Source organism: Parapedobacter pyrenivorans (genome assembly GCF_014636865.1).
Classification (GTDB): Bacteria; Bacteroidota; Bacteroidia; order Sphingobacteriales; family Sphingobacteriaceae; genus Parapedobacter; species Parapedobacter pyrenivorans.
Map to the genome: position 1 here is coordinate 95,144 of NZ_BMER01000005.1, position 21,542 is coordinate 116,685.

Genomic DNA, 21,542 nt, shown 5'->3' on the forward strand with positions numbered 1-21,542 from the left:
TTCAAAAATTTAAAGACTAACAAAATTATGAAAAAAAATTTTGGAGTCAGCTATCTCTTTATCGGGAAGTGGACTACCATTCGAATGTGTTTAGTGACCGTGAAAATTATCTCGTTTCTTTTAGTGATTTCCTTAATGTCTGTATACGGAAAGAGCTACTCGCAGTATGTTTCTGTCGATTTAAAGCGGAGCAAGCTCACGGACCTGTTTGACGCGATTCAAGAACAAAGCGAGTTTATTTTTTTCTATAAGGACAATCTGGTTACCGATAAACAAATCTCCATTTCGGTACAAAACGAAAATATCGTCAGCGTCTTAGATCGCGCACTGCGGAAGCAAGGGCTCGGTTATTCCATCTCAGGTAAACAAATAACGATCAAAGAGCAGCAGCCGGTTCAGCAAAGAACAATAACAGGCAAAGTTACGGATGGAGAAGGGCTATACCTGGCTGGTGTAAATGTGCTGGTAAAAGGTTCAAATGTGGGGACAACCACGGATGGAGAGGGAGACTACGAGCTTACGATCGCGGATGATGTTACATTAATCTTCAGCATGGTCGGTTATAGACCGGTCGAAGTGAATACCAAAGGTCAGCACACCATAAATGCCGTGCTCGAAGAAGAGAGTAGGTCGATCGAAGAAGTTGTCGTGGTGGGCTACAACGCGGTGGAACGTCAGCATATTGCTTCATCGATCGCCCAATTGGATATGCGGAACGTTAAAAGCAGGCCGATCGTCAAACTTCAGGAAGCATTCAGCGGCACTTTGTCCGGCGTAACCGTCATGCAAACGTCCAACATGCCCGGAGACGCTCCGGGGCCTATTCAAGTCCGGGGCATTAGTACATTGCAGAATGCGGAGCCACTAGTTATCGTGGATGGCATGGAACAGTCACTTTCGGATATTGATCCCAATCAGATCAAAAGCATCAGTGTGCTAAAAGATGCGGCATCCGCATCGATGTATGGTTCGCGGGGTGCAAATGGCGTAATTATCATCGAGACGGAACGCGGGGAAACCGGCCAGTTTAAGGTCGACCTCCATGCATGGTCGGCGCTTAGTAAGCCGATCGACCTACCCGATTTTGTGGATGCAGCGGAGTATATGCTGCTGAATAATGAAGCCCGTACTTTGCAGGGACAGACTCCCGTCTACACCGCAGAAGACCTTTCTAATGCGGAACAGGGCCTATCTCCAAATGTCGATTGGCTGGATGTAGTAATGGAGCGCCCGGCAATGTCCCACAATACCTCAGCGAACATCTCGGGGGGTGGGGGTGTCGGTACGTTTAATCTGATGCTTGGATATACCCAAGAAAATGGACTGAATGCAGGTGAAGGGACGGACAAATTTTCGGCGAGGTTTAACACAAACATCAATATTGCTGATAAATTTGTTTTACTTGCTGATTTTTATGCACATAGACTTCAGGTAGACCGTCTTTATGCGAACGATGACGGACATGGTTTATATAAGCGCACCTGGTGGACGAATCCGACACAGGCGGTTTATTATCCCGATTCGGAGCTTCCTGATCATTTTATGCTACATAACAATGAGAATCCACTAGCAAGGATCCGTCACGGCGGCTACCAAAATAACATGCACGACCGGAGTACCATCAACTTACGCCCCCGGTATTACATCACACCTAACTTGCACATTGATGGTAACGTATCGTACATGATTAATAAATCGGCAGAGAAATACAAAAGAGAGACATTCAAATTTTTTGACGGAGATGGCAAACCTGTAACGACGTGGACCAATGCTGTCGGCTCTTCGCAGGGTGTCAGCGTCAGCCAGATAACGGCTCGCGCCACGGTGAATTACGAGCAAAACCTACGCCGGGATCAGGACAAGTTGTACTTATTAGCCGGAACAGAAACCATGAATAATACCTATACCGACTATCGTGAGATTGCAAAGGCTTCTTTTTTTGGAAAGTTAAACTACGCGTTTGCGGATCGGTATCTATTGGAGCTCACAGCACGTGCGGATGGGAGCAGCAAGTTTGCACCCGGCAACCGCTGGGGCTTCTTTCCTTCTGGAGCTATTGCATGGAACCTTCATAACGAATCTTTTCTGTCTGATGTAGTGGAAAGGGGGATCATCAACAACTTTAAGATCCGTGTTTCTTATGGGTTGATTGGCAACGAAAACGTCGATCCCTATTTATGGCAGGAGGTCGTCAATACGTGGGGATGGACCATGCGGGTACCCAATTTGGACTTCTCTTGGGAGAAACAACAACAAGGAAACCTCGGTATTGATCTAACGATGTTAGATAACCGCCTTAACTTTACCGGGGAAATCTATAGAAAGCATTCTTATGATCTGATCTATTCGAATTTTCCGGTACCTCCGCTCACGGGTTCTTATTACTTGGAGTCATCTGTTAACATCGGTGAAGTAGAAAACAAAGGTTGGGAGCTCTCTGCAAATTGGAGTGACCAAATGGGAAATGTTTCCTATACCGTTGGCGGGATGTTGTTTGACAACACCAATCGCGTACTCAAAGCGGGGTATAGCAGTGCCGATACGTTGATTTTCAAAGATAACAATGACAAAATCTGGTATCGGGGTATTGCACTAGACAACTATTATGGCTATCAAAGCAACGGTTATTTCAATTCCGTTGAAGAAGTAAACAATACCACTGCAAAATTGCCCAACACCATCCCTGGGGACATCCGTTATGTCGATCAGAATGGTGACGGTGTGATCAACGATGGCGATAAAATAAACTTAGGAGATCCATTTCCACATTTGAATTATGCTATAAACTTAAGCGCAAGCTACAGAAAATGGGATTTTAGTTTACTTGGTCAGGGTGTCGGCCGCAGGACGGGCAGACTTAATGGAATGGAAGGATATCCAGTATTGGTAGACGGTGCTGACAACAATCTGGGCTCGCCCAGGGTTGAGTACGCGGAGAATCGCTGGACGCCCGGCAATCCAGACAGCCGTTTCCCCCGCGTATGGACTGGAGCCAGTTCAAATGCCGTGCTGAGCGATGTATGGCTCAGTGATGCTTCATTTTTCCGGATTAAAATGCTTCAGCTGGGATACACATTTTCCGGAGCCGGGAAATCGCTCCGTAACATCCGTATTTATGTTAACGCGCAGGATGCTATCACCTTTACGAAATGGGAAGGGCTTGAACCAGAAAGAGACGGAGGTGACGGCAGCTATCCGAGAATGGCAGTATATAGCCTTGGACTCAAAGCAACCATTTTGTAGTCAACAATAGATTTAGAAATGAAAAGAAAAACCTTGTTTGTTTTTTTCGCAGTTTTGGCGTTTACTTCCTGCGAAAGTTTTCTTGATAAAACCGATCCTACGGCAACTTCATTTGATGAGTTTTTTAACGATGAAGAAGATTTGCGCCGTGTGGTGTACAGCAGTTACCTAGATGTCTTTACTTCTCCGGGAGAGCGGCCGATCTTATTTTATATGGAAGATGGTAAATCGGACAATGCGTACAGCCGCGTTGAAGGAGATCATCATCAGCGGATTGCGAATGGAAATATCAACAGTAATACTCAGGCATTCCTGTACTATTATGAGCTTCAGATGAAGCATATGGGACGGCTGAATACCTTTATTGCCAATGCGGAGATTCCTTACGTCGAAGACGAGTCTGTACGCATAAAATATAAAAGCGTCTTGGAAGCGCTCCGCATATGGCATTACTTCAAACTTACCACGCGTTGGGGTGCGGTACCCTTTTATCTGGAGCCCGCCACCATTGAAGATGCCCAACAGCCACCGACTCCCAAAGAAGAAATACTGAATACTATTTTCCCGTTGGCGGAAGAGATTGCAGAACGGCTTCCTGAAGAGGAATATACATCGGACAAATACATGTTCAATCAGTATTCCTTAAAAGCGTTGATCATGCGCTACGCCTTATATAATGGCCGGTATGAGCTTGCGGCACGGATGGCAAAAGAAGTCATGGAAAGCGGCAACTATAACCTCCATCCCAGTTATGGTGATCTCTTCCAATACGAAGCGGCGTCCGACAACAACGAATTCGTCATCCACTTTGACATGGCCAGCCATGCAAATAGTGCGACTAATAGTTTTCAGCACCTTGGCCCACATTACCGAACCGGCAACGGCCAATCTTATTTGGTGCCATTAAAGTCACTTGTCGATACGTATTGGACCAAACAAGGCCGCCTTATCGATGAATGCCCGATTCACACCAAGCAAGCGTATGAATTAGATCCTACCTTAAACCGGGATCCACGGTATAGTGCCAGCATTATGGGGCATGGGGATCAGTTTTATGGGGAAACCATCGATATTTACAACGAAAATAACCCGATGTACTATGAAAACCAGCGTGCAAGCAGATCCGGTTATTGGTTTCGGAAATTTGTTGATGAAACAGACGCCTTCCGGGGCGGGGGCAATATGGATTTTCCGTTGTTGCGCTACGCCGAGGTTTTACTGTCATATGCGGAAGCCAAAATCATGATGGAAGATTTTGATGATTTGGCTAAACAGTGTATCAATGACATACGTCGTCGGGCTGGCTTGGATATGACTGTGGCTGATGTCACCTTGCCCGAATACGACAGCTATACGCAGGATCAATGGATTGCGCTTATCCGCAACGAACGGCGCATAGAATTGGCCGGGGAGGGCGTCCGCTACGATGACATTATACGCTGGCGTATTGCCGAAAATGTACTGAATCAGCCAGCTTTGGGGCATACACGCTTGATCAACGGACAACCTGTTTCCCTGAAAATCGAAGATCGATCATTTGCCCCCCACAATTACCTTTGGCCATTTCATGAAAACAGTCTAAAGGTTGAACCGGGTCTTATTCAAAATCCCAACTATTGATCAGTTGGATTAGTTGTAAAGCCATCTCGCGTTTTCCTAAATAATGAAGAGTTTTATGGAAAACGCGAGGTGGTTTGAGCGGCCACCACCTTTGTCTCGCAGGATAATTATGATCGGGATGGATTTGCGCTTACAGCAAATTTAGGTAAGTTTGAATTCGATGATCGAAGCATCGCATAGATATCAAGGGCGCGTTGGAGTGCTTATCTGCTTGTTGTTATCAATTGTCGCCAAGCAGACAATAGCCCAATATCAGGTCGGCACCATTCCTTCGCCAAAGGCGCAGGGACAGAGCTACTATGTGAGTAACCCAGTTCGGATACTGAGTGCCTCTGTAGAGGATTCATTAAACCGGATGGCACGAATAGTGGAGGCCAAGACATCGGCCGAATTGGCCGTGGTCGTGGTGGATGACTTCGCGGGCGATGATGACTTCCAGTTTGCGCTGGACCTATTCAATACCTGGGGTGTAGGCAAGGCGTCGGCGAATAACGGGTTGTTGCTTTTTGTTTCCACCCATGAGCGCGCCTATCGCTTTATAACGGGCTATGGCATGGAGGCTGTATTGCCCGACGCGTTGCTGAATCGTATCGGTGAAACACTGTTGGTCCCGCGGTTCCGTGAAGGCGATTATGACGGTGGCGTGCTCGCAGCGATGGATGCTGTGAAAACGGTTGTACTTAATCCCGATGCTGCGGGAGATCTTCGCCGGAGCTTGCTGCGTGAAAGCTCGTTTTTCTACAAGCACCAAACATCATTCTTTTTCTTTGGGCTTGCTTTGGTTATCTATTACCTGCTGTGGAAACTTGCTTCCCGTGCTTTTAACCGTATTCCGACACGAAGCGGACGAAAGCCAACGAAGACGTCAACGGGGATATATCTGGTCTTTGGCGGCGTGGGGCTCTTTCTTTGTGGTTTTTTCTCCATTTTTTTCATTGTTTTCCTGGAGATACCCTTCTCGTGGCTTTACCAATGGTCGTATCTGCCTGTTTATGTGGCCATCTTTTTTGGATTAGGCATCACCATACTTTATTTCAAAGGCGTGTCGCTCATCCGGAAAACGTTTGTAAACGCAGCTAATCGGCTCCAAGCAACGGCCGACTTCAACAAACGGATGGCGCTGCCGATACTTAGCATGCCGTTTACCTGGGTATTTCTTTATGGTGCGCTTCGGCGACGGCAAGTTGATCAACTGCGGCTCGTGCCGCCGCAGGGGAATGGCTGGCAGCGGATAGACCGCGACAAGCAGAAAGATGTTTCGCGATACCTTGATAAGGGACAACGCAAAGAGGAAAGTGTGGGCGCGCTCGCTTACGAAATATGGACGCGTGATGGCCCAGGGGGCATCCATCCGGTTTCGTTTCCGGGCGAATACTTCTCAAAATACCGAGCTTGCCCTTCGTGCGGCTACCTAACATTTTCAAACACGTTTTTGAAGGTGCTGAAGCGGCCGACGGTGATTGATAAGGGTGAAGGGGAGCGCTTGCAGGAATGCAGCAATTGTAAGCATTCCGTTTCGCGTGGCAAGGTCGTACTCAGTCGAACAAAGCCGATCAGTTCTTCATCCGGTAGCAGTCGATCGAGTTCCAGCAGTAGCTCGGGTAGCAGTAGTTCCAGCGGCTCGAGTAGTGGAAGCTGGGGTGGTGGCAGCAGTGGTGGCGGTGGTGCTGGGGGAAGGTGGTGACTGTAATTAGTTGAGTGCAAGCAGCCAAAGAGAAAAACAACTCAATATATTGGTATATTTACATACATGAAAAGGATAAATTTATTGCACTTACCTCTTATAGCGGGGTCATTGCTCCTTATGACTGGGGCTTCCCGTGCACAGACCTTCCCACAGGCCGAGGCAGAAATCGAGGCCATCATGGCCAAATATCAAGCTATCGGTAGTGCGATAGCGGTGGTGAAAGACGATGATGTTATCTACAACCATTCGTTTGGCCTGAAGCATGTCGAGACCGGCGAAACCTTGGAAAATGGCGATGTCTTCCGTATTGCTTCCATTTCCAAATCATTTGTTACCACCGGTATTATGCAACTTGTCGAGGCAGGAAAGCTATCATTGGACGATGATGTAAGTGATCTTATCGGTTTCCACGTGCGCAACCCCAATTTTCCGGATTCGGTGATTACCCTACGGCTGATCCTCTCCCATCGTTCAAGCATCAGCGATAAAAACGGCTATTTTACGCTGGACGCCCTCAACCCGGATAAAAATCCAGATTGGACCAAGGCATACAACGCCTATGCCCCCAACGCGGGCTACCAATATTGTAACCTGAATTTTAACCTTGCCGGAGCCATTCTTGAAAAATACTCGGGCGAGCGCTTTGACCGGTACATTTACGAACATATCCTGAAACCACTGGGTGTATACGGAGGTTATAACGTTGACGAGTTGGATAGTAGCCGGTTTGCCACCTTATATGCCTATGATAGCGAATCCAAAAGTTTCAAGGCTTCGCCCGAAGCTTACCGATCGCGCTCGGAGGAGCTGAAGAACTATAAGAAGGGCTACAGTACACCCATTTTTTCGCCAACGGGGGGTATGAAAATGTCTGCGGAAGACCTTGCCAAAGTGATGATCATGCACATGCGGTATGGTACGGCAAACGGAGTCCCTATTATTTCAGCAGCGAGTAGCCGTGCGATGCAGACGGTGCGAACTGCGGAATCGGGTTATGGAATGTCCCTGCGAACCATCGACGATCTTATACCCGGAAAGGCCATGACGGGCCACGAAGGAGTCGCATACGGGCTGTACAGTGCTATGTACTTTCAACCCGAAGAACAATTCGGTATCGTGGTCATCACGAACGGATGTAACACGGAGTTTTCGCATGGCGATGTCATCAACGATTTTCTTCTTGAGTTATACCAGAGTCTGTATAAGAACTTCTTGCAATAGATTTTTATGCGTAAGTTTGCAGTGAGATGGAGCTTGATTTACAGGTAACGATCGATAAGGATTCCGGATTCTGCTTCGGGGTGGTCTATGCCATTGATATGGCAGAAGAAATTCTCGAACAGGATGGCTACCTGTATTGCTTAGGTGATATTGTACATAATGATGAAGAAGTAGCCCGGCTTAAGGCGAAAGGACTGCGCATCATCGGCCACGATAAGCTCCCTGAGTTGAAAGATGAAAAAGTGCTGATCCGTGCACACGGCGAGGCACCCGAAACCTATCGCATCGCTTTGGCGAACAACATTACGTTGATCGATGCCTCGTGCCCGGTAGTGCTTAAGTTGCAAAACCGGGTGAAAACATCCTTCGATCAACAGGAAAAAATCCTGATTTATGGCAAGCATGGGCATGCAGAGGTGATTGGTCTGCAGGGTCAAACCGGCGGCGATGCGATCGTCTTCCAGGATATTGCCGAATTGGATGACGTAGAGCTTCCCGATAGCTTTACGCTTTATAGCCAAACCACCAAGAGCGTCGATAAGTTCTATGCGATCAAGGATGAGCTGCTCAGGAGGGGATATGACGTGAAAGCAAACGACACCATTTGCCGGCAGGTGTCTAACCGATATGAAGATCTAGGTGACTTTGCGCGCCGATATGACAAGATCGTATTTGTATCCGGCAAAAAATCGTCTAACGGGCGGGTGTTGTATGAGGTTTGCCTGAAACATAATCCTAATACCTATTTTGTGTCGGACCCATCCGAACTGAATGTCAATCTCTTTAATGCGGGCGATACCGTTGGCGTATGTGGCGCAACATCCACACCGATGTGGCTGATGGAGCAGGTAAAGGCAGCGCTTGAACGCTATTGATGGATCGAGTGTGGCGTCCTGTCAACGTCATCTAAACTTCAAATTATTACTACTTTACGGCATATAGAGCTACAAATGCGTACTTTTGTGGACAAATGAGTAAACCAAATAAAGGGATTTTATTAGTCAACCTGGGCACACCGGATAGCCCCTCCGTGTCCGACGTACGGCGCTACCTTAACGAGTTCTTAATGGATGGGCGTGTGATTGATATTCCGTCATTGCGCCGCTTGTTCCTTGTACGGGGAATCATCGTGCCTTTCCGGGCACCTAATTCGGCTAAGCTATACCGCGCAATCTGGGACAAAGAAACCGGGTCACCGCTACTGCATTACAGTTTGCTCCAACAACAGCTGCTTCAAGAACGCTTGGGCGACGAATACCATGTGGAACTGGCCATGCGGTATCAGAACCCGTCTATCGCCTCGGCGTTGGCGAAACTGAGGCCGATGAATCTCGAAAGCATCCGTATCATACCGCTTTTTCCACAATATGCCTCGGCCAGTACGGGATCCGTGATTGATAAGGTGATGGAGCTTATGCGTACTTGGCATACCTTTCCCGAGATTTCGATAGTCAATGATTTTTATGACAATGGATTGATGATAGACGTATTTGCTGAAAATGCGTTGAAACACAACCCGCAGACGTATGACCACATCTTGTTTAGTTACCATGGTTTGCCCGTGCGCCAACTCACCGATGTGGAGCCATCCCATAAACACCATTGTGAAACGGCTGGCTGCCGCGAGCAGATCAGTGAGCACAGTCGCTATTGTTATCTTGCGCAATGTTATGCGACGACTCGGCTGCTCGCGCAAAAACTAGGGTTGCAGCCGGACCGATACACGGTGTGCTTCCAGTCGCGGTTGGGCAAGACGCCTTGGGTGCAGCCCTATACCACAGACGTGCTTAAGGTGCAGGCCGCCAAAGGAGCGAAAAGGCTACTGGTATTTTGCCCGGCGTTCGTGTCGGATTGCCTGGAGACAATCTATGAGATTGGCACAGAATATGCAACAGAATTCAAGGCGATGGGCGGGGAACACGTGCAACTGGTGGAAAGCCTCAACGACCACCCACTATGGATAACGGCTTTGGAGAAGCTGGCCATAGCGGGAAAGCACGATTCCGTTCTGCATCCCAACCCGATCGATAAGTTGGGCGTGGTAGCAAGATAGGCGATCAATGGTCATTTTTAACACGATAATACTGCTCTTGATAGATTTTTACATCTACAAGGCTTTGCGCGCTACCCAATTGCGGTGGGCGTCTTCCCGGCTCTTTCCGAAAATCTGGTGGGGATATAGTCTATTCATGACGATCTGTGTTTTTATCAGTATTTATTTTAGTATCCCCTTGTTCTTTCGCTCCATCATATTGGTGGCTTTTTTCCTGACCTTTATCAGTAAATTCACCTTTATCCTGATATTACTTGCCGATGACATCCGACGGGGAGGCATATGGCTGAAGCGATTGTTTATACCGAAAAAGGCACAAGTCGCGCCGGCTTCCGATATTGGAGACCCTTTACCCGAACAGCCCGTAAAGGGAATTAGCCGCTCCGAGTTTTTAACCAAGGCGGGCATCCTCGTTGCGGCGGCGCCGCTGGCTCCCCTAGGCTGGGGCGTTATATCAGGCGCTTACGATTATAAAGTCCGTCGGGAAAGGCTTTATCTCCCTAACTTGCCGCAGGCGTTCCATGGCATGAAAATCGGCCAACTGTCCGACATCCACTCCGGTAGCTTCTACAATAAAACCGCAGTACAGGGCGGGGTGGATATGTTGCTTGCGGAAAAACCTGATGTTATTTTTTTCACGGGCGATCTGGTCAACCATCTTGCCAATGAGATGCGCGACTATCAGGATATTTTTACCAAGGTACGGGCACCACTAGGGGTGTTTTCCACATTGGGGAACCATGATTACGGGGACTATCACTATGGCCCTGAGCCGTCTGTGGCGAAGGCCAAAAACCTGCAGGACGTGAAGGATACGCATAAGGTAATGGGCTGGGATCTGCTGCTTAATGAAAACCGTAAACTCCGGGTTGATAACGGAGAAATTAGCATCATCGGCGTAGAAAATTGGGGCACTGGCCGATTTCCTAAACACGGCCGTCTGGAAGAAGCCTTGCAAGGCACTGATGACATGCCCGTAAAGCTGCTGTTGTCGCATGATCCCTCACATTGGCGTGCTCAGGTACTGGCCAGACCGGACGTGGATGTGATGTTTGCGGGGCACACGCATGGGATGCAATTCGGCGTACGTATGGGCAAGGTGAAGTGGAGCCCGGCACAGTACATCTATAAAGAGTGGGCTGGCCTTTACAAGGAGAATGGGCAGCAACTCTATGTCAATACTGGATTCGGTTTCCTTGGTTATCCGGGTCGCGTTGGCATTTTGCCGGAAATCACCATTTTCGAGCTGGTCAAAGGCGAGCGGCCCAGTCGGAGTTAGAATCATTCACCGCTGCGATTCCAGTAAATTTTTAGGTTGTGTGTTGATCGGCCGGAAGCCACGATATCCGGCTTACCATCTCCATTTAGATCGGCCACGGCAAGATCCTCACATGCCATATCGCCGATATCCACTGCGCGTGTTGTCCAAGCTTCCCACAGTGCGTTAAATGGAATGTACAGTTTAATACCGGTATGACCCTTATCGGTTGGGCTACGCCATCCTGCGACAATCTGATCACGGCCTGATCCGGTAAAATCGGCTGTGGCCAAGGCATGACCTTGATTTAGCTCCTCGTCCAGGACAACACGCTCGGCAGTGCTGATTTTAGGTACCCCTGCCCGTGGTACATAAACGGCGACGACGTTGCCGTGCAGGGGTCCGATTGCTGCGAGCATAGGCGTGCCCTTTCCCGCATTTCCAACGCGCAGTTCGCTAAATTCCTGCCCTTTGATCAGCCATTTGTTCCGCCACCTGTTTTTGGAATAGGAGAATACTTTTACTCCTTCCTTGCCGCCTATATAAACTGAATCGCTTGTGCCTTTCCCGTGTACGTCAAGGTTATGTGTAAGGTGCATTGATTCGTCGATGACCCAATGCGACCATGGCTGGGTAAGGTCTTCCGGTTTTTCGTAAGCAATTACTTTTACCCCTTTTCCTTCCCCGTTCGTATTGCCCCGCCCATGAAGCGGCAAGACAATCAGGTGGTATTTACCTTCTGCGGCTTTAGCCCAGCGCATGCGATGCACGGTAGGTTCATGGTGTAGTTTTACGGGTGTCCACGGTTCGGTGGGGTCATCCGGCCGGATTAGGTAATGGACCGAGCCAGACTGCGCGGTATCCGATGTCTCCCCGGGATTCCATTGTGCACCTACCGCCACTTCCACCTTCCCATCGCCGTCGATATCTCGGGCGGCGATGCACACGTTGTCGTGCTCGGTTAGGTTCTCTACCATGGCGAATCGCTTCCAATCACCGTTTCGATACCACACAAAGGCCTTTTTATCTGCTAATAGGATGTCGGGTTTACCATCTCCATCGACATCCCCGATGGCAAGGCCATAACCAATGGACACGCGGTCATCGATCGTTTGTTGTTCAAATGATGGATAGTGCTGCGAGGTGGCCAGGAGCTGGAATACGGGAAGCAGGAAATACATTGCAGTTTGCCCTAACATACGTATTGAAAAGATGTCCGTTCCGTAAAGATAGGATAAAAAAAGCTATTTCCATATCGATGTCATACGGCTGATCCTTAAATCTGTAAATACTTGGTCCGTTTCGCCTTGCAATACTACATCGTTAAAGTCGGTTGTCGGAAAGAACGTTTCAGTCATCACGACTAGGCCCCCGTCTGCAAACGCTTCCAGTGAAGCGACATCTACCAACAGCGAAACCTCGATATAGTCGGCAGTATCTATGCGCGACGCGCTGTCTATACTGGCAAATCTGTCGCTGAACGAATGATCGCCGGAGGATGTACGGTCGACGAAAAACTGCCGGTCAGTGGCACGGTATCCAAAGTCGGCCCATTCCTTGTTGTCGTTTTTCAGCCTGACAGTGAAATCCCGATCTGCCCGCGCTGTAAAGTCCAGGCGATATGTTGCTGGCAGTGATCCGGTTATGCTTTTGAGTGAGGCGTTGCTTCTGACGACCTGTTGGGGCACTTCATGCAGCAGCTCGGTGATTGCGCCTAGCTCGGCTACCGGTTTGGATGCAACGTACCAGTTACCCTCGATTTGGCGGATGGTCAAATCACGCGCTACCGTGGCTGCACCCCGCCATGTTTTTGTAGGCACCACGTTGGCATAATCCCAATTGTTCATCCAGCCGATGAAGATCCGCCGATCATCAGCATTGGACCAAGTGACGCCGGCATAGTTGTCACGACCGTAGTCCAGCCATTTGGTGTCGGTCGTATAGGGGGTAAACGCGGTGCCATCGAAGTCACCCACAAAATACTGGGTGGCCGATCCGCCATTGGGCCCACCCGGATTGATACTGACCAGCAACACCCATACATTCTCGCCGTTGTGGTCGAAGCGGATGAGATCGGGGCATTCCCATACGCCGCCATGCGCGCCGATGCCGACCCCGAATTCGCTCAGCTTTTCCCATTCTTTCAGGTTCGGCGACGCATAAAAGGTGATGGTCTGCTTGGTAGCAAGGGTCATGATCCATTGGTTGGTTTCTTCATGCCACATCACCTTGGGATCGCGGAAATCCTGGATGCCGGGATTGGGAAGCACGGGGTTGCCCGCGTACTTGGCCCACGTCTTTCCATTGTCGGTACTGTAAGCGATGCTCTGGTATTGGTGGAGACCGGTTTTTTCCCGCTCGATCGTGTGGTTGTGATGCGTGAATATGGCGATAAGTGCATCGTTTCCAAATCCGGCGGTATTGTTCTTATCTACGACCGCACTTCCGGAGAAAATGGTACCCAGGCTGTCGGGATAGAGTCCGATGGGCTGTTCCTCCCAGTGGACGAGGTCGGTACTCGTGGCGTGACCCCAGTGCATCGGACCCCAGACGGTACTATCCGGATTGTGCTGGAAGAATAGGTGGTATGTCCCGTTGTGGTAGACCATCCCGTTGGGATCGTTCATCCAACTTGTTTTTGGCGAAAAGTGGAAATGGAGTCTGTGCGCTTCCAAGGGTGTATTTTCGGACTGCCGGGCCGGGCCGGAGCATGCGTACAGGGCAGCTGTTGCGATAACTAGGACGATAGGTGTCTTCATGTTGGTACGGTTTATTTCCAGATGGACTGGGCGCTGAATACCTCCAGGTTTTTCACCTCGATGTTGTTGCCCCAGAAGTGGAACCCTTCCTGGTTGTCGGCATGGGGTTTCCGCTCCATGGAATAGGAGAATGCCCCGCCGTCGATAAATACCTCGATACTCGTCCGGTCAATGTAGATGTCGGCCGAAATCTCCATGCTCGTAGGGTCTTCGGGCGAATAAAAAGTCCCGTTCACCGTATTGGAATTGAGGTCATAGTCAATGATCCGTTGGCCGAAAAGATTGAACCCGGCATTGGTGGCGTGCGATAACTTGAACGTGGTCTTTATCCGCAGTCCGTCTGCGCGGTCAAATTCATCCAGCAGTTCGTTGGCTTGGTCCGAAGTCCGGCTTTCCCATCGGCGTACAGCTGAAAACAGCTGTTCGGTTTCTTTTATGGGAACGTTGAACAACCGTGGGCCGTCTTTTGTCGTGCGGAGGGTCAGCTCGGTGGGCAGTAGCATCATGCCATTGAATGGCATGCCCGCGTGGCTTATCCGGCCCCAGCCGACCTGCACCCGGCGCCCGTCGGGCATATTGGTAAACGTCTGTGCGGCGTATATGGAACCCGTCGTATATTGGTATTTGCCCGCCTCTGGCGTAAACACCTTGCCGTCGAATGCGCCGAGCATATACGTTCCCGAAGCGCCGTACATCACCCATTTGGTGTTTTCCGGATTGCCATCTATGGGCAGTTCGAAAAGTTCGGGGCACTCCCAGAAGCCCGTTACGTGGCTTTCGTATTTCCAGTCCTTGAGGTTGGCCGACGTGTAGATGGAATGCCCGTCTCGCTCGTTGAGGGCCATGACCCAATGGCTGCCCGGTTCGTACCAGAACACTTTTGGATCGCGGGTATCCTTGCTGTTCCAAATGTGTTTCGAGTCGATCACGGGGTTTCCTTCGTATTTGGTAAATGTGCGCCCGTTGTCCAGGCTATATGCGATACCCTGCACCTGCTTATCCGGGCTATCTGCGGTATAGGCCGCAACCATTGCCGGCGTCCCCCCCGTATTGAAACCGGCGGTGTTGTCGTAGTCGATGACCGCCGACCCCGAAAACATGGTTCCCAGCTCGTCGGGGTACAACGCATCCGGCAGCTCTTGCCAGTGGATCAGGTCGTCGCTGACGGCGTGCCCCCAATGCATGTTCTGCCATTCGCGCTCATAGGGGTTGTGTTGGTAAAACAGATGGTACTGGCCATCGTGGTAGACCAATCCATTGGGGTCGTTTATCCAGCCGCGCCGGGTGGTGAAATGGAATTGCGGGCGGTTGCGCTCGCGGTACAGACTATCCTGGCCGGTTAGGGTATCGGCCTGGTAGATGCGGGCCAGACCGGCGTCATTTCCGCGGTAGGTTATCTTGAGGGTCTTGCCCTTCAGGTCGGACACATCCTTGAATACCCAATAGTCGGCCTGATCGGGTGCAAGCCGGATTACTACGGACAGGTCAGGTTTGCCATCCACTTGGAAGACCATCTCGGCCCGGTCTACCTCGTGTGACACCGGAAAGTTGAGGTACCGCTTGCTGATGTTGATTTCAATTTCCCCGGCCTTCGAGGAAAGCCCGCCCAAGAGCAGCATCAGTACGCAGGTTGTAGCTGTTTTAAACGTTTGTAAGTTCATCTTTCTTTTTTAAGGTTCGACCATTATTCCCAGCCGTAATTCTGTTCATACAGCTTTTTGCTAAAATTAATCTGTGCCAAGGGGATGGGGAAAAACTCATCCCTGTTTTTCTCGAATGTAGATGCTGCCAGATACGTCCGCTTGGCCTTTTCGGCACTAAGGTACTCGTTTACGTAGCTATCCGCAATTCCCCAGCGCACCAAATCGAAAAACCGAGATCCCTCCATGGCCAGCTCCAGCCGTCGCTCCCAGCGAAGGGCTTGGCGGGCAAAGGCTTGCGTCCAATTGCAGTTTACGCCGTTTTGATAGGTAACCACACGGAAATTGCCCGTTGGCTGCCCATCGGCGTCGACCAACCTGGACGTACTTTCGGCAGCCCGCTCGCGGAGGCGGTTGATGGTGGGTAGCGCCTCCATGTGTCTGCCCAGCTCGATCAGCGCCTCCGCTTTCCAAAGTAATGCATCGTCATAGCGGATAATATCACGGTTTTTGCTGCTGCTCATAAATGGATTTACCTTTTTGAAGCAGGGGCTATCGTAAAGGACAACCTCCTTGAGCGACATGTAATAGCCATAGGTTTCGATTTGCCGGATCCAGCTGTTTTCGAAGATGAAATCCGGTTTATACTTGTAGGGCAGGCCGGGAATGGCGACAGTGTGGAGTAGCCGGGGATCGATGGATTGCGTCTTCAACTGGGCGGCGGAGGCCATGTCGGTATTGTTGAAACCGTCAAAAACGGGCAATCCATTATCACCGGTTTTATAGGCATTCACCAGGTTTTGGCTCGGTTGGTGGAATCCGCAGCATCCATATTCGGCATTCATCGGATAGTTGAGCATCGCGCTCCAGTCCAGCCTACCGAACTCGGTGCCGTCATTCAGCGAGTTTTGTACAGCAAAGATGGATTCAGGACCGTTTTCATATTCGCACAGGAAGTTATAGGCAAAGTCTTCGGCTAAGTCATAGCGGACGGCGAGCTCGTCGACCAATGCGACTACTTCCTCCAGTTTCTGCTGGTTAATGTTGGTGACCTCGTGCTTTTCGTTTTGCTCGTAAGCCGCATAGAGCAGCGCCTTGGCTAAGTATGCCTTGGCCATGTACTGGTTGGCCCGACCGAGCTGGCCATCGTTGTCCGGGGGCAGATTATCCGCCGCAAAACGAAATTCTGCAATGATTTTTTCCCAAAGTTCAGCATCCGTATACTGCACATTCGATACGTTGATGTATTCTTCGGGTGGCAGCGTCTCGTCGATGAAGGGGATCTGCTTGAACAGCAGCTTGAGCTCGAAGAGAAAGTGTGCCCGCAGGAACCGCATCTCCGCCGCGCGGATGGTTTTCTTGGGATATTCCTCCTCACTTAGGGCATTGATGCGTTGCAGGGCATTATTGGCCCGGGAGATGGCCACATATTGCCGGTACCACTTCTGATCCAGCCCACCCACGTCCACACGCATGGAAACGAACGTTTCATACAGGTTCCATTCGCCCATGTCGCCGGTTCCCGCACCACCTTTGTACGCATCCCCGCTGCGGAGATCGCCGTAGGGCCATAGGCTGTTGGTTTTGTTGTTGTAATTTTCATTACCCAGACTGGAATAAGCGGCAATGACCAGGTTCTCCGCATTTTCGGGCGTAGCGATCTGGCTTTCGCTCAATTTGCTCTTGGGATTCACATCCAGGAAGGATTCACATGCGGTATAGGTGAGCATGTTGAGGATGACAAGTGATGTCAAGATAAATTTTTTCATTTGAATGATTGTTTTTTAACGGCAATGAAGCTGTCATGATGTAATCATTGTGTTCTTTGGAGATCATGACGGTTTCATGGCTTACTTTTTAAAACGAAATAGTTGTACCGAACGTGAGTGAAAAAGGAATGGGATAACCCGAATTCGGTGTTTCCGGATCCACGCCCGTATATCGGTTTTCGCCCCAACCCTTCTTGAAGGTCACGAGGTTTTCGCCGAGGGCAAATACCCGTACGCCTTGTAGGCCGATGCGCTGCAAAGCTGTCGGGGAGACCGTGTAACCCACTTCTAACGTGCGTAGCTTGAAATATGAGGCGCTTTCGATGAAGTAGGTCGAGAAGCGCTTTTCATCGTTCAGGTCATTGAACGAGAGGGCAGGGATGTCTGAGTCCGGGTTTTGCGGCGACCAGGCACCCAATACCCGCGTACCGTAATTCTCGCCACCGAAGAAACTGATGAAATCGGTATAGCCCTTGGCGCCGTTGTTTACCAAACCACCATATAGGCCATTCCAAAACATACCGGCATCCCACCGCTTGTAGGAAATGGAGAAATTGATCCCGTACACAAATTTCGGATCGGCAACGCCAAGCCACGTGCGGTCCTCATCCGAGATGGTGCCGTTGCCATTGACATCCACATAACGGATGCGCCCCACCCCGCTACCAATTTGGGTGGCGTGGTCTGTCACATCTTCCGGTGTGCGGAACAGCCCGTCAGCCACATAGCCAAATAGGGAATTGAGTGGCCTGCCCAGGATGGTCTGGTCGACCCCATTTCCGGGGTACGAATTGATAACGTCCTCAGGAAGCTTGGTCACCTTGTTGCGGTAGCCCGCCAGGTTGCCGGTGATGGTGTAGCGCAGTTTTTCGGTGCCATTGGCGTAAGTAAGCAGGAATTCGTACCCCTTATTGGTCATGCTCGCCCCATTAACCCAACGGTTGCCGCCCTCGCCCAGCGTAGCGATGAAAGGCGGCTGGATCAGGATGTCATCGGTGTTTTTGGTAAAGTAGTCGAACGATCCACTTATCCGTTGCCCGAACAGGCCAAAGTCGACACCGAAGTTGTTTTGCGTCGCCGTTTCCCAACGGAGGTTGGGATTGCTCTGCTGAATGCGCCGATAGCCGGAGGGCAGTGTACCTGTTCCAGTTCCATTGATGTCGTACGCGGTACCGTTGTCCGGGTCCCAGGTTGGATTGGTCCCATATCGGGCCTCGTACATACCATAGGAAGCAAAGTCGCCAATCTCCTGATTCCCGGTCTGGCCCCAGCCAAAGCGTAATTTGAAGTCAGAAACGAAGGACAGGGACGATTTGAAGAAGTCCTCTTCGCTGATCCGCCATCCGAGTGAGAACGCGGGGAATAAGCCGAAAGGATTGTTGGAGCCGAAGCGCGACGAGCCATCGTACCGTGTGGTGACCGATGCCAGGTATTTATCGGCAAAATTGTAATTGATTTTACCGAAATAGGACAGCAGCCGGTATTCCGTGGCCGAACCGCTGTTGGTTTGTGCGCCTTCACCGGCATCCAGGTACATGTAGTCAGGATCTTCCGAAGTAAACTCACGCCTTCCGGCCTGCAGGTTTTCGGAATAATAGCTGATCAACTCTTGTCCGGCTAGAAAGTCGAAATGGTGTTTGTCTTTGAGGTCGAGCTTGTAGGTCAGCGTATTGTTCCATACGTAATTTCCCCAGCGGTTATTGTAATTGACCAGGCTGGCGGTAGGTTCCGACATGAAGCCCGAGGTGTAGGTTTTTTGCATATTCCGCTGCCATGAAAAGGAGTAATCCATGCCCAGCATGCTTCGGAACTTTAGGTTTTCAAGAAGTTGCAGGTCCAGGAAAACATCCCCGAATAACCGCAGCATGTGATTGTTGTTCTGTTTGTTGTCTTCGATCAACCGCACAGGATTCTGACGGTCGCTCATACCGGCTACCGGTCCGCCCCAACCCACGCCATCGACGGTATGCACCGGCACGATAGGCTGGATATTCCGGGTAACGCCCAGGGTACTCCCCAGCACGTCGTGGGTTGCCTTGGTGATGGAAAAGTTTTCTCCGAGGGTGAGTCGCCCCTTTAACAGCGAGAAATCCGAATTGATGCGTGCCGATAGCCGGTCGAAATAGGTACCCCGTACGGTACCGTCGCTATCGAAATAGTCGAGCGAAAACAGGGCTTTGCTGTTCTCGCCGCCGGTAGACAGGTTGAGGTTGTAATTTTGTATGACCGCATTGCGGCCGACCTCGTCTACCCAATCGGTATTGGCGGCGCGCATGGTTTTCGCAGCATCGATAAATTCGGGGATGATAACCCGATCGAGTACCCAGTTGCCCTGCGCGTCTTGGTGGTCCTCGAAACCGTAAACCCCAAAATTCGGATCGGTACCATCATTGCGTGCAGCCTGCCACTGGACGTATCCGCGCTGCTCGGTGTCGAGCCATTCGAGGGACTTTGCATAGTTCTTGATGCCGGACGAAATCCGGGCTTCGACCTTGGTGCTTCCACGCTGCCCTTTTTTGGTTGTGATGATGATTACCCCATTGGCAGCCCTCGAACCGTAGATGCTGGCCGATGAGGCGTCCTTTAAGATTTGGATGGACTCGATATCCAAGGTTGCGATTTCATTCATGGATTTGGTACTGGGCATCCCATCGATGATGTAAAGCGGATTGCTATTGCCCAGGGTGCCGATACCCCGTATCCGCACGTCGGCTGCGCCATCCGGAGAACCGCTGGTTGTGATGAACGTACCGGGGACACGCCCTTGCAATGTTTTCATGATGTTACCTGTGGGTTGGGTCGTCACTTCGTCCATTTTGACTACGGAAACCGCACCGGTCAAATCCGCTTTTCGCTGGGTCTGATATCCAGTGACCACCACCTCTTCGAGGTCGAAGTTGATGTCGAGTTGAACATCGACTGGCCGCGTATCAACAATGGCAACGGTCTTGGCCTCCGCCCCGACCAGTGAAAAGCGGAGGGTTTGCCCTACCGAAGCGTTAATGACGAACGCCCCATCACCGCCGGTCATCGTGCTTGCACCGGTTTCGGTGACGGCAACGGTGACCGCTTCCAGGGGAATACCGTTCGTGTCTGTGACCCGCCCTTTGATGGCTGATTCCTGCGCACAAACTATGCTGGTCAGCAAACTGCAGCAGCATAGCGTAAAAACTATTTTCTTCATCTGATTCATGGTTTTAATTGGTGATAAAGCCTGCATAGGCTCATATCGGGTATCTACTCGGGTTATCAATTTCGCGGCATACCGCTTCCTGCGGCTATGTTGGAAAGTGAGGTTGGATAGTCAGTGGGTTCATTTGTCAATTGGTTTTGTGTGAAATTCTATTAATTATTGCCTCCAAGCATTTCCTTCGAGGTATTTCTGCCACATGAACCGGTTTAAGTCTGTACGGGAATACGGCGGGCAGGCACCGGATTGCGTGGTTACGTAGGCACCCAGTGCCGCTGCAAATTCCAACATGTTTTCGTTGGGCTCCCCGCGCAGCTTCTGCGCGAGGAAAGCAGCAAGGAACGAGTCGCCGCTCCCCACGGTGTCTCTCACCTGCACGGGCACAGCGGGATAATCATACCGCGCGGAAGGGGTGTAATAAGAAGCCCCCCGCTCCCCCTTGGTCACGATGATTTCTGCCAGGTTATACTGGTCCTGCAACAGGCCGATGCCCGTGTACTCGTTGCCCGAGTGATTTCCAAACCAACGGGTTACTTCGACCAACTCATGGATATTCAGCTTAATGGCATCGGCATTTCTTAATAGCTGGTCGATGACTGCCGATGTGTAATGCGGCGCCCGAAGGTTGATGTCGAACAATCGGTATTCTGCTTTTTCGAGCAGGGTCAGCAGCGTATTCCGGCTGGTTTCATTCCGGGCTGCCAAGCTGCCGTATACGAGGACACCGGTTTCTTGCATCAGCGCTTCCAAACGTGTTTCATAGTGGATGAAATCCCAGGCCGTGGGGGCGACGATATCGTAGTTTACCTCGTTGTCTTCGCTCATGGAAGCCAAGACCCTGCTGGTCCGCTGCCGATGGTCTATTTGGATGTAGGCCGTTGATATACCGATTCCGGCTAAAAAACCGATGAGGTCGGCACCGTCTTCATCGTTGCCTATCCGGCTGATGACGGTACTGTGGATACCCAGGCGATGGAGATGGTACGCGACGTTCATCGGTGCTCCCCCCGGTTTCCTGCCTGCGGGGAGCATATCCCAGAGCACCTCTCCAAAGCATGCGACGGTATTTTTCTTCCTGCTCATCCGATTTAGTTTTATGCGC

General features: G+C 50.5%; 13 protein-coding genes. 7 read left to right on the forward strand and 6 right to left on the reverse strand.

The annotated features are described in order from the left end of the window. The first annotated feature begins 27 nt into the window (after positions 1-27). The 7 genes from IEV98_RS19605 (at position 28) to IEV98_RS19635 (ending at position 11,103) form a co-directional block, all read left to right on the forward strand. Positions 28-3,243, forward strand: coding sequence for a SusC/RagA family TonB-linked outer membrane protein (locus IEV98_RS19605; RefSeq protein ID WP_229738861.1), 3,216 nt, complete (start codon positions 28-30; stop codon positions 3,241-3,243). Positions 3,244-3,261: 18 nt separating this feature from the next. Further along, positions 3,262-4,863, forward strand: a complete 1,602-nt coding sequence (locus tag IEV98_RS19610) for a RagB/SusD family nutrient uptake outer membrane protein (protein ID WP_188507737.1) — start codon at positions 3,262-3,264, stop codon at positions 4,861-4,863. Between the two features lie 160 nt (positions 4,864-5,023). Further along, a complete protein-coding gene (locus IEV98_RS19615; protein ID WP_188507738.1) occupies positions 5,024-6,547 on the forward strand; it encodes a TPM domain-containing protein in 1,524 nt (507 codons plus the stop codon). Between the two features lie 66 nt (positions 6,548-6,613). After that, positions 6,614-7,771, forward strand: coding sequence for a serine hydrolase domain-containing protein (locus tag IEV98_RS19620; protein ID WP_188507739.1), 1,158 nt, complete (start codon positions 6,614-6,616; stop codon positions 7,769-7,771). 26 nt (positions 7,772-7,797) lie between these two features. Continuing rightward, entirely contained in the window at positions 7,798-8,646 is an 849-nt protein-coding gene (locus IEV98_RS19625) for a 4-hydroxy-3-methylbut-2-enyl diphosphate reductase (protein ID WP_188507740.1), read from the forward strand. Positions 8,647-8,741: 95 nt separating this feature from the next. Next, on the forward strand, positions 8,742-9,824 hold the full coding sequence (gene hemH / locus IEV98_RS19630) for a ferrochelatase (RefSeq protein ID WP_188507741.1): 1,083 nt from the start codon (positions 8,742-8,744) through the stop codon (positions 9,822-9,824). Between the two features lie 7 nt (positions 9,825-9,831). After that, positions 9,832-11,103: a metallophosphoesterase gene (locus IEV98_RS19635; RefSeq protein WP_188507742.1), complete on the forward strand. Its 1,272-nt coding sequence runs from the start codon at positions 9,832-9,834 to the stop codon at positions 11,101-11,103. A gap of 2 nt (positions 11,104-11,105) precedes the next feature. On the opposite strand, the gene IEV98_RS19640 is transcribed toward IEV98_RS19635, so the two are convergent. The 6 genes from IEV98_RS19640 to IEV98_RS19665 all read right to left on the reverse strand — a co-directional run bounded on the left by IEV98_RS19640 (position 11,106) and on the right by IEV98_RS19665 (position 21,523). Further along, on the reverse strand, positions 11,106-12,281 hold the full coding sequence (locus IEV98_RS19640) for an FG-GAP-like repeat-containing protein (protein WP_229738862.1): 1,176 nt from the start codon (positions 12,279-12,281) through the stop codon (positions 11,106-11,108). A gap of 45 nt (positions 12,282-12,326) precedes the next feature. Further along, positions 12,327-13,841 carry a glycoside hydrolase family 32 protein gene (locus IEV98_RS19645; protein WP_188507743.1) on the reverse strand — a complete coding sequence of 505 codons (1,515 nt, stop codon included), beginning with the start codon at positions 13,839-13,841 and terminating at the stop codon, positions 12,327-12,329. A gap of 11 nt (positions 13,842-13,852) precedes the next feature. Then, positions 13,853-15,502 (reverse strand): glycoside hydrolase family 32 protein, encoded by a 1,650-nt coding sequence (locus IEV98_RS19650; protein WP_188507744.1) that lies wholly within the window; start codon positions 15,500-15,502, stop codon positions 13,853-13,855. A gap of 23 nt (positions 15,503-15,525) precedes the next feature. After that, complete coding sequence (locus IEV98_RS19655) at positions 15,526-17,250, reverse strand: RagB/SusD family nutrient uptake outer membrane protein (protein ID WP_188507745.1); 1,725 nt, start codon at positions 17,248-17,250, stop codon at positions 15,526-15,528. Between the two features lie 88 nt (positions 17,251-17,338). Further along, positions 17,339-20,434, reverse strand: a complete 3,096-nt coding sequence (locus IEV98_RS19660; RefSeq protein WP_188507746.1) for a SusC/RagA family TonB-linked outer membrane protein — start codon at positions 20,432-20,434, stop codon at positions 17,339-17,341. Positions 20,435-20,599: 165 nt separating this feature from the next. Next, the gene (locus tag IEV98_RS19665) at positions 20,600-21,523 is read right to left on the reverse strand and encodes a carbohydrate kinase family protein (protein ID WP_188507747.1); all 924 of its coding nucleotides are present in this window, start codon (positions 21,521-21,523) and stop codon (positions 20,600-20,602) included. Between the last annotated feature and the right edge of the window lie 19 nt (positions 21,524-21,542).

Excerpts from the sequence above, each read along its gene's own strand:
- IEV98_RS19605 (WP_229738861.1), top strand. The coding sequence starts at position 28 with ATGAAAAAAAATTTTGGAGTCAGCTATCTCTTTATCGGGAAGTGGACT.
- IEV98_RS19610 (WP_188507737.1), top strand. The coding sequence starts at position 3,262 with ATGAAAAGAAAAACCTTGTTTGTTTTTTTCGCAGTTTTGGCGTTTACT.
- IEV98_RS19615 (WP_188507738.1), top strand. The coding sequence starts at position 5,024 with ATGATCGAAGCATCGCATAGATATCAAGGGCGCGTTGGAGTGCTTATC.
- IEV98_RS19620 (WP_188507739.1), top strand. The coding sequence starts at position 6,614 with ATGAAAAGGATAAATTTATTGCACTTACCTCTTATAGCGGGGTCATTG.
- IEV98_RS19625 (WP_188507740.1), top strand. The coding sequence starts at position 7,798 with ATGGAGCTTGATTTACAGGTAACGATCGATAAGGATTCCGGATTCTGC.
- hemH (WP_188507741.1), top strand. The coding sequence starts at position 8,742 with ATGAGTAAACCAAATAAAGGGATTTTATTAGTCAACCTGGGCACACCG.
- IEV98_RS19635 (WP_188507742.1), top strand. The coding sequence starts at position 9,832 with ATGGTCATTTTTAACACGATAATACTGCTCTTGATAGATTTTTACATC.
- IEV98_RS19640 (WP_229738862.1), bottom strand. The coding sequence starts at position 12,281 with ATGTTAGGGCAAACTGCAATGTATTTCCTGCTTCCCGTATTCCAGCTC.
- IEV98_RS19645 (WP_188507743.1), bottom strand. The coding sequence starts at position 13,841 with ATGAAGACACCTATCGTCCTAGTTATCGCAACAGCTGCCCTGTACGCA.
- IEV98_RS19650 (WP_188507744.1), bottom strand. The coding sequence starts at position 15,502 with ATGAACTTACAAACGTTTAAAACAGCTACAACCTGCGTACTGATGCTG.
- IEV98_RS19655 (WP_188507745.1), bottom strand. The coding sequence starts at position 17,250 with ATGAAAAAATTTATCTTGACATCACTTGTCATCCTCAACATGCTCACC.
- IEV98_RS19660 (WP_188507746.1), bottom strand. The coding sequence starts at position 20,434 with ATGAAGAAAATAGTTTTTACGCTATGCTGCTGCAGTTTGCTGACCAGC.
- IEV98_RS19665 (WP_188507747.1), bottom strand. The coding sequence starts at position 21,523 with ATGAGCAGGAAGAAAAATACCGTCGCATGCTTTGGAGAGGTGCTCTGG.